This is a genomic window from Photobacterium lucens (assembly GCF_009873615.1).
GTDB lineage: Bacteria > Pseudomonadota > Gammaproteobacteria > Enterobacterales > Vibrionaceae > Photobacterium > Photobacterium lucens.
Genome location: NZ_SSMG01000215.1, coordinates 1 through 6,730, shown reverse-complemented (window position 1 = coordinate 6,730; position 6,730 = coordinate 1). Strand labels below are relative to the sequence as shown.

Sequence of the window (6,730 nt, the reverse complement as noted above, 5' to 3'; positions counted from 1 at the left end):
ACATATTTGTCAGTATTAGCTCATATGTTGGACTCCTCCCCTTATCCTTCCGGACTTAAATCGAAAGAAGGTATTTTTATTTATGCTAATAAAGCTTATTGTGAGCTAGTAAATGTAAAAAATAATATTGCCGGACTCACAGATCGAGATATACCATGCGATACCGCTGCATTTAGTGACGTTTTTTTACAACAGGATCAATATGCGCTATCACATAATAAAACAGTCGTCACTTTTGATGTTCATAATTATGCTCATGGTGTTGATGCCTACAGTTTTGTAAAACAACCCATTATTATTAATGAGCAAGCTTGGGGTATTCTATTTACAGCAAGTAAAGTCAAAGATTGGCTTAACATGTCATCACTTACTGAAGTGCTTGCAGTCGATAAAAACCATCTTTGTTTATCAACCATTACGCCAGTATCACCGCAGTTAACACCATCACAAGAAGTGGTTTTATTCTGGTTACTACGTGGACGACAGATCAAGCAAATAGCAGAGTTAATTTATCGAACGCCGAAAGCTGTAGAAAAACAAGTCGCTAATTTAATAGACAAATTTTCAATTCACGGTGTGACTAATCGTGCTAGCCTCATTGAATATGCACGCTGTAACGGCTGGCTATCTTTAGTGCCAGAGCAAATACTGAAAACGCCAGTCTCCATGATGCTGAACCATAATGATCAACTATCTCAATCGATTTACTAGATTCGGTAAATGGTGCTTGATTAAACAACTTGAGGACAAACTTACAATTTTATAAACAATAACTAACAAGCCATCTATTCAGCATTATTATTTCGATCTAAAATCCAGTCTTTCTGATTTTTACCCATTTTGTAAGAGATCCTTTTCTAATGGAAAGACTATTCGAGCGAATGATGTATGCTTCGCGCTGGTTGATGGCTCCAATTTACTTTGGCTTAAGCTTTGTTTTACTCGCTCTATCAATCAAATTTTTTCAAGAAATCTTTGAATTAATCCCTGTGATTATTACGATGAAAAGCATGGACTTAGTGCTTATCATTCTATCGCTAGTCGATATTGCACTAGTTGGCGGCCTGGTCGTTATGGTGATGTTTTCTGGCTACGAGAACTTTGTTTCTCGCCTCGACCTTGATGATCATGATGATAAACTTGGCTGGTTAGGTAAATTAGATGCGGGCTCATTAAAGAATAAAGTCGCAGCATCAATTGTTGCAATTTCCTCTATTCACCTACTAAAGATTTTTATGAACATCGAGCATATCGATAATGGTAAATTACTGTGGTATTTACTCGTTCATATTACTTTTGTTCTTTCCGCTTTTGCGATGGGCTATCTCGACAAGATCACTAAACATTAATCTTAAAAGAATACGCAAGGACGCGTTATTCTTTTATTGCATTGCAAAATGAATAAATATCTTTAATGGTAAATAATAAAGCCTGTTCTTCAACGCTAAAGCCAATATAAATTGGCTCAATATTTGCTGTTCCTTATTTATGTACCATGAATGAGAAATAGTAATGAAAATAATTTTATATCTGATGCTAACGTTATTCTCTTATTCTACTTATGCCATCAGCAATACCAATATTACCTCTATAATTAATAATGAATATTATGCCTATCGTTCAATACACTGCAAAACAATTCTAGATTTTAACAATCTATACGCAATGGTATGCAACAATGTACTAACTCATTCAGATAAGAAACCTTATTACTTACAAGAGAGCCAATTAAATAAAGATACTAAATTTGAAATTCAGCTATTAGAAGATAAATCTTTTTATATGAAGCCTTATATAAATAAAAATACCTATGGTATTCAATTATCAGTACCTATTACTTCATTAAAATAACTTATTCCCTTTATTCTAGTTAACGTATAACAGTCAACATTGCAGCTTACTTACCTTTGAACTGAAATCTACGGTATGATACTCACAATCCCAATTAGTGAGTATTTCAGCATGTATCATCAAACACTTAAAAAATATTTTGGTTTTGATTCACTAAGAACAGGCCAAGAAGAAGTCATCACTCGTGTGCTTGATGGACATTCAGCCGCTGCAATTTTCCCTACAGGCTCAGGTAAGTCACTCTGCTACCAATTGCCAGCTATTGAACTACCTCACCTAACCCTCGTTATTTCTCCATTGCTTGCGCTAATGAAAGATCAGCTCGACTTTCTGGCATCCAAAGGCATTCCTGCCGCTTCAATCGATTCCAGCCAGACTTGGCAACAAACCCAGCAAGTGATGCAACAGATAAGAAACGGGGAAATTAAAGTCTTAATGATTTCTGTTGAGCGTTTGAAAAACGAACGTTTCCGCCAGTTTATTAGCCAAGTACCAATCTCATTATTAGTGGTTGATGAGGCACACTGTATTTCTGAATGGGGCCATAACTTCCGACCTGACTATCTGAAACTTCCCCATTACCAACAATCATTGAATATTCCACAAGTGCTGCTTCTAACTGCAACCGCAACGCCTGCAGTTATCAACGATATGCAGGAAAAGTTTAATATTGCTAAAGACAATATTGTTGTGACCGGTTTTTATCGCCACAACTTAGATCTAACGATTTTAGCAGCCCAAGATGACGAAAAACTCGATGTATTACAGCATCAACTCACAGCACAGCCCAATGTACCTTCCATTGTATATGTCACCTTGCAACATACTGCCGAAGAGATAGCTGAGACGCTGACCCGTAATCATATTCCTGCTCAAGCTTATCACGCAGGTATGGATGCCCAGCGTCGACAAGATATTCAGCAACAATTTATGGCAGGTAGCATTAATTGTATTGTCGCTACCATTGCTTTTGGTATGGGGATCGACAAATCGGATATCCGCCAAGTGATCCACTTTGATCTACCAAAATCAATTGAGAATTACAGTCAAGAGATTGGTCGTGCCGGCCGTGACGGTAACAATTCCACCTGTACCGTTATTGCTAACAAATCTGGATTAAATGTATTACAGAACTTCATTTATGGCGATACGCCAGATCGTAGTGCTATCACAACAGTATTAGCAGAAATCAAAGCACAGCCACAACATTGGGAAGTAATGAGTAATCGGTTATCAAAAGATGCGAATATCCGTTTATTGCCACTAAAAACGCTATTAGTGTATTTAGAAATTCGCCACATTATTGAACCGTTATATACCTATTTTGCTGACTATCGCTTCAAATTAAATATAAATCAGCAAGAAATTATCAATCGTTTTAACGGTGAGCGTCGCCAATTTGTTGAGGCTATTTTTGCTTGTTCATCAAAAGCAAAAATCTGGCATACCTTAGATATGGATGCATTATGGCAAGGTTATCAAGCCGATCGTAAGCGTGTTGTGGCTGCAATTGATTACTTTAATGAGCAAGGTTGGATCACCTTAGAAAGTAAACAAATGACCGATGTTTATAAAATCATCAACCATCAGTTTGATATCGAACTGGAAAGTGAGGCGCTATACCAATTGTTCCAACAAAAAGAGAATAGCGAAATTAAGCGTATTGGTAGCATGGTCGATTTCTTTGAAAGTAAAACTTGTCTAAGTCACCAACTTGCGCACTACTTTGCTGATCATCATGCACCTCAGCACTGTGGGCACTGCTCTGTTTGTCGCGGCAAAAGCATTACCCTGCCCCCACTACCAACATTACCTGAGGTGTCCGATCTCGTTTTAACCCAATGGTGTGATCAATTTATCAATGCTTGTGATACCGCCCCTTCGATTGCCGCTATCACTCGCTTTTTAAATGGCATGACAACACCATTAACAACGAAAATAAAAGCCAAACAGTTTGATGGCTTTGGACAGCTTGAAGCATATCCATTCGAGCAAACCTATGTTCATATCAAACGCTTATATGGCTAAGTTATGTAAATTTTCTGTCTATTAAGCATTATGAAACTCACTTTTCATTATTAATGAATGGCGATCTAAATCACAACGATTTAAAATACACCCTTAACCTATGGGGATTAAAGTTATGACAATTGAAAAAGAAGAATACCAAGTTTGTGAAGCATGTGGCGTGTCTGGTGAGCTAGGTTTTATCATCAAGGAAAACGATGATACTGCAGACGTTCAAATCTTTGCTCACGGTAAAGATGCACTAGAAGTAGAACTAGCAAACTACCTTGCACTAGCAAAAGAAGTAAATGCTAACTACAAAGTTGAAACAACCCCTGTCGACGAAAACAGCACTGAATTAACAGCACGTATTCAATTTGAATGCAGCGCTGAAAAGCTAATTTTCGAACTACGTAGCCGCTCTCTAGCAAAATAATTCATTGTAATTAGCTACGCTTAAGCCAGCATTGGATTCTCTATAAAGTAATCAGTGCTGGCTTTCTTTTATCCTTTTTTCGACGTTGAAGAAATTAACTTTTTCCACATCAATCGCCCATTAGTTTCAATGCTGCTCTCTGCAACACATTCTAATTTAACGCCATCAATTACAATAATAGCCCCTAGCGAATACGCTTTATTTTCATAGAAACATAACCGTTGATTGGTTGCTTGCCCATCGAGATTAAACTCAACACTTGGTACTATTTCTGGGCTACTTGTAACGCTGTACGTTTTTGCCTGAACTTGTGAGCTTAATAACACAGCCACTAACCCCATTATCACTCTTAACATCACAGCGTACCTATTCATCATCCAAAACTCCATGTTAGTCCCTTAGTGATATAGGCGACTATATCTTGCAAATAATAAAAAAGCAGCCATATAGGCTGCTTTCTCATTTACTTACTCATTAGTATTCAATTGCACGTGGAAGCTCTTTCGCTTGTGCAATCCAATCCTGAACACTTTTCAGTGCAGGTAGTTGGCGTACTAATGCTTTTTCTTCGTTTACTTCAGTCATTTTAGCGTGAAGATTTTCTGCATTACGCTGTGCAAGCTCAGGAACGGTATCAACACCAGAGAATTCAAGTAAGTCAGCATATTGAGTGCTAATGCCTTTAACACGAGATAGATCTGCTCGGTTAATCCACTTCAATACTAACTTACCACTGATACCTGTCGCTTCAGCAATTGCTTTACGACCAGCAGGTTTCTGACCTTTTTCTAATAACTGTTCCATAGTGTGTACGTCAGCAGCTTCTAGCTTTGCTGCGTATACTTCACCAATACCTTCAATGGTCGCTAATTTAGTCATCATCTGCTCCTAACATTAATAATTTCTGTTCTACACGATAATAGACAACAAAAAATTTAAAAATGCGAAAAAATGGAAAAAATAATTTCATTCCCAATTAAACAACAATATTAATATGCTGTTTCGCTTACAAAGCCTTTAAAGATCGTTAAGAAAATGATCTTCAGATCTAAAAATAGACTCCAGTTCTGCATGTAACGAATATCATACTGAATACGCTTTTCCATCTTATCAAGCGTATCTGTTTCACCACGGTAGCCACTAATTTGAGCTAAACCAGTAATACCTGGCTTAATTTTGTGTCGAATCATGTAGTTATCAACAAGAATTCGATACTCTTCATTGTGAGCAACGGCATGAGGGCGAGGACCAACAATCGACATTGTTCCCTGCAAAACATTAATAAACTGTGGCAACTCATCTAATGACGTACGGCGAATAAAAGCACCAAACTTAGTTACACGAGGATCATTTTTAGTTGCCTGTTTAACAACATCACTATTTTCCATCACTTTCATTGAGCGGAATTTCCATACTTTGATCTTTTTACCACCGAGACCATAACGGTCTTGCTTGAACAAAATAGGACCTGGTGAGCTCATTTTTACACCGATCGCCACCGCAATTAAAACAGGAGAGATTAATAGCGTAATAATACTACCAATGATGAGATCTTCTACTCGCTTAATAAAATCACCAATACCTTCAAATGGACTCGCAAATACACTAAAGGTATCCACATTGCCCACACGGCAGATCTGAGAGACATTTAAGTTATAAGTATAAAGATCAGGAACAATGAAAGTATCAACAGTGGTATCTGATAATTGATGAAGAAACAATCGAATGCGTTCTTTTGCTACCATAGGTAAAGCAATATAAACGTCATCAACCTCGCCTTTCTTAGCGATATCAATTAAATCACACACTTTGCCACTAAACTTAGACTTAGTTAAATAGCTAAAACGCTCTTCACTACGATCATCGTAGTAATTAATTTCGAAATTTGTATTTTTATATTTTTCTAGTAGGGCTTTTTCAATCGCTAAACCTGCAGTTGTCATACCAAGAATTGCAATACGATGCGTTTTCCTATGACGACCGATATATCTTGTCGTAGAGTAAACAACGACCCGAGAGCCCCAGATGACAAAGAATGACAGTGCAAACCAAGAGAGTCCAAAGTTATTCGTAAAACCATGCATCTGAACATGATCGATAAAAGCAAAGAATGCACTAATCCCTAGAACTGCAATTTCAACTAATAAATAATTAGCTAACAAGCGTAATGTCATACGCTTAAAATTCGCTCGGTTAACTTTATCGTAGAAACCGACATAGTGGCCACAAGCAATAAAAGTAACACTTACAAAAATACCGTACAGTAAATCAAATGGTGAAGGCTCAAGCTCAAACAAGGCAAACACTAGAGTAAGTGAAAAATTTATAACTAAAAAGTCAACAAATTTAATTATAAATGAATAGCCATCATCAGCTATTTCAAGAGCTTTTCTTTTCATTAATACGCCCGCAAATAATTCCCGTAAAGTATATACA

At 37.1% G+C, this 6,730-nt stretch carries 8 protein-coding genes; 5 read left to right on the top strand and 3 right to left on the bottom strand.

Features of this window, described 5'->3' with window-relative positions:
- The 5 genes from E5A76_RS09790 to E5A76_RS09770 form a co-directional block, all read left to right on the top strand.
- A partial coding sequence (locus tag E5A76_RS09790) for a PAS and helix-turn-helix domain-containing protein (protein WP_262383650.1) occupies positions 1-711 on the top strand: 711 nt, incomplete at its 5' end.
- Positions 712-860: 149 nt separating this feature from the next.
- Positions 861-1,349 carry a TIGR00645 family protein gene (locus tag E5A76_RS09785; protein WP_008988894.1) on the top strand — a complete coding sequence of 163 codons (489 nt, stop codon included), beginning with the start codon at positions 861-863 and terminating at the stop codon, positions 1,347-1,349.
- Between the two features lie 163 nt (positions 1,350-1,512).
- Positions 1,513-1,851 carry a hypothetical protein gene (locus E5A76_RS09780; protein WP_161118812.1) on the top strand — a complete coding sequence of 113 codons (339 nt, stop codon included), beginning with the start codon at positions 1,513-1,515 and terminating at the stop codon, positions 1,849-1,851.
- A 111-nt stretch (positions 1,852-1,962) separates the two neighbouring features.
- Positions 1,963-3,879 (top strand): RecQ family ATP-dependent DNA helicase, encoded by a 1,917-nt coding sequence (locus E5A76_RS09775; protein WP_161118811.1) that lies wholly within the window; start codon positions 1,963-1,965, stop codon positions 3,877-3,879.
- Positions 3,880-3,994: 115 nt separating this feature from the next.
- Positions 3,995-4,294, top strand: a complete 300-nt coding sequence (locus E5A76_RS09770; RefSeq protein ID WP_053988710.1) for a DUF406 family protein — start codon at positions 3,995-3,997, stop codon at positions 4,292-4,294.
- A 68-nt stretch (positions 4,295-4,362) separates the two neighbouring features.
- Here the strand turns inward: E5A76_RS09770 and E5A76_RS09765 are convergent, their stop codons facing one another.
- From E5A76_RS09765 to E5A76_RS09755, 3 genes are all read right to left on the bottom strand, one after another.
- A complete protein-coding gene (locus E5A76_RS09765) occupies positions 4,363-4,671 on the bottom strand; it encodes a DUF1496 domain-containing protein (protein ID WP_237760331.1) in 309 nt (102 codons plus the stop codon).
- Positions 4,672-4,768: 97 nt separating this feature from the next.
- On the bottom strand, positions 4,769-5,173 hold the full coding sequence (locus E5A76_RS09760) for a DUF4332 domain-containing protein (protein ID WP_107166059.1): 405 nt from the start codon (positions 5,171-5,173) through the stop codon (positions 4,769-4,771).
- A gap of 110 nt (positions 5,174-5,283) precedes the next feature.
- Positions 5,284-6,693, bottom strand: a complete 1,410-nt coding sequence (locus E5A76_RS09755; RefSeq protein ID WP_053988707.1) for an undecaprenyl-phosphate glucose phosphotransferase — start codon at positions 6,691-6,693, stop codon at positions 5,284-5,286.
- Positions 6,694-6,730 lie beyond the last annotated feature (37 nt).